The organism is Hydrogenispora ethanolica (assembly GCF_004340685.1).
Taxonomy (GTDB): Bacteria; Bacillota; UBA4882; order UBA8346; family UBA8346; genus Hydrogenispora; species Hydrogenispora ethanolica.
The window spans coordinates 1-2,905 of sequence record NZ_SLUN01000078.1; the positions used below are offsets into that span (position 1 = coordinate 1).

At 33.9% G+C, this 2,905-nt stretch carries 2 protein-coding genes; both read left to right on the forward strand.

Features of this window, described 5'->3' with window-relative positions:
* Window positions 1-155: 155 nt before the first annotated feature.
* Window positions 156-1,691 carry an nSTAND3 domain-containing NTPase gene (locus tag EDC14_RS27475; protein WP_243663132.1) on the forward strand — a complete coding sequence of 512 codons (1,536 nt, stop codon included), beginning with the start codon at window positions 156-158 and terminating at the stop codon, window positions 1,689-1,691.
* A gap of 62 nt (window positions 1,692-1,753) precedes the next feature.
* Window positions 1,754-2,857, forward strand: coding sequence for a hypothetical protein (locus EDC14_RS27480; RefSeq protein WP_243663133.1), 1,104 nt, complete (start codon window positions 1,754-1,756; stop codon window positions 2,855-2,857).
* Window positions 2,858-2,905: the final 48 nt, after the last annotated feature.

Here is a 2,905-nt window from a genome sequence, read left to right on the forward strand (position 1 = left end):
GAGTTGTACGGCTTGCTCTTTGAACTCTTTTGTAAATACCCGTTTCTCTTTTGCCATTTTCACTCAGCTCCTTATGATGTATTGTACATCCTCTTTTGAGTGTCTAGCAATTCGGGGGAAAGTCATATCATAATGTTGAACGAAGTCACTATAAATTGTGGATTAGCAGTACCAATGTTTTAACTGCTCATTTTGAACGAGTTGTTGAAGGGATTATCCATAGAGAGATCTTAACTGAATCAAAATTTGAGTTGGAGGAAATAAAGAAAACTGTTCCAGTTTTTGTTCAGAACCAAAGTTTTGAACGTGCTTTAGATATTTTAGAAAAGAACAGATACATATTAATATCTGGAGAGCCTGGAATTGGAAAGACAACTTTGGGGCGTTGCCTAGCTGCCTATTATTTACAGCATTTGAGTTATAGGGAGTTTATTTATGTTAATAAAGTAGCTTCAGCCCTTAGCATGTACAAAGAAAAAGAGAAACAAGTTTTCTTTTTTGATGATTTCTGGGGAGATATTTTTAAAGATGAAAAGCTTTCCCTTAACGAGGAGAAAAATTTATTGAAGTTTATTCACCTAATTTCCAAATCGAGAAATCAAATTTTGATTTTGACATCCCGGGGATATGTATTACAGCAAGGCTTGGCCGAATATCAAAATGAACAACTTAAACTAGCATTTAATATTGGTAAATGTTTTCTCCAACTCGGAGACTATTCAGATTTAATCAAAGCAAGGATTTTGTTTAACCATCTTTATTTCTCAGAAAAACTTGAGTGGGATTATGTCGAGGTTATTGCTGATGGGTATGAACGAATTATCAACCATAACAATTATCACCCAAGAATTATTGAAAATTTTCTTGATCAAGGTTCATTGCTAATGAAAGATAATGACCCCAGACAATTTTATAACAAATTTTTGAATTATTTAAATGAACCATTCGATTTCTGGAAAGAAATTTTTATGAAACTAACATATGGAGCTCTGCTTACCGCTCTCATTCTACTATTATCATCGCAACCCACGAGGTATAGCGATTTAAAAGAATCTTTTTATTCTTGTATAGAGGTTGGTAGACACAATTACATTCCAATTCAGGAAGAAGAGTTTGAGAGTATTATTGCCCAACTGGAAAAAATAATGATTGTAACCAATAAGGAGAAAAGAACATCAAGAATTTTGGTTAAGTTTCAAAACCCATCCATCAAGGATTTTTTATGCCGCTATCTGGCAGAAAACTTACCTCAATACGGCAAAATGCTTATCCAAGGGTGCCCATTTATAAACCAACTTCTTTTTATATTTAAAACTACAGATTCAAAGCGTTATATCGATGAAGGTTTGGAAGAGAATGCCCTTGACCGGGAAAAAGTCCTTTTCCCAAAAAACCTTGAAATACTTCTAACAAATAGAATTATTTCTGAGTTTGATACTTTAAAATATTCCTATGCAGAGGGAGATGCTTATGAGCATAAACCTTCGGTATACGTTGTTCCCGAGGATTGTATTGTAAGAAAACTACATGATATTGTGTCTAATTTTGGGGTCAATAAGAATGCTCAGATGGATGCATTCATTAGAGATAAAGTTAAATGGCTATGCGTGATTCTTCATGAGGAGGGTTATCCATTTTCCTATGATGATATGGTGGAATTCCCCTATTTGATTCAAGCGGTAATGCCATAAACGATTTGGACGGAAGTAGATTAATCAATGATTATTATGAACATTCCAGGTTTGCCGAACATTTGTTACTACTTGATAAATTTGCAAAGATTTTTCCTAAAGAATATGCTGATTTTAAGAAAATAAACTATAAAACGATTAAGCGTTATATTAAATGGATACTTCTTGATGATGTAGATTTTTTCGCTTCAGAAGGGGAAGATGAACGTGTCGATTTTCTTATTGATATAGTTTATTCAGAAATATTGGAATGTTATAATTTGTATGATAGTCATAAATTTTGGCAGGATTTGAGATTAGCTGGAGGCTATTTTGATTATCTGGATGATGAAGATGCTGAGAATCAGCTGGATGCGGAAAGGTTGAAGAATAGAGAGGAAAAAATTAAACAGGAGGAACAAACAGAAAAGAAGACAGATGAATTAATAAAGACGGAGCGGGATGCTTTGTTAGGAGTATCAGAGAAACTACCTAACGAAGAAATTATTGAGTTTATTAAAAAGAACGTGCAAGATACTATAGAAGCATTAGAACTAGTTTACATGTTCGAGAATCAAAAACCATGGTATATTTGGCCATTTTTTAGCAATTGGAACAGATTGTCTCTTTTGCTAGCTTTTTACCAAGAGGAAAAGAAATTTTCACTCACCAGTGCTTCCTTTTATGAACGATTAACGGTTTATTTGGTTAAAGAATATAGTAATGCGGGTTTGAATTGTGATGTCAGTTCTTTGGTCGAAATGTTTTCAGAATTTGCTTTTGACATGATGGAAAATGGGCAGACCATTTTCTCGGAACAGGGAATCCAAAACCATCCAACTTTTAAACATAAGCTGGAAACCGGTCAGATAGACTTGTTAACCCTGCTATCTTTTCCTTTCTTAGTCCAGAGAGGAAAATGGTATGAATTTCGAACGCTGGCCTTCCAGGTATATTTATCATTGAGGAAATTTCTTCAACTCAATGAAAAGGAAAAAATAGCTTCTTATGCGGAGTTTTTGGATCTAAATGATTGTTTTATCGATAACGAACATGATATTTGGATATTATGCTCTGAGTTAGATCTTCATAGCTTCAATCAATATTATTTAATCCCTATTTTGAAAGAATATTTATCTGCTGTTTCCGCCAAACTAAAAGGACAAGAAGCTGACGGAATTGCCTGACCGGGAATAACCAGATATAATGACCGTAACAACAAGAAAAGGAAAGAC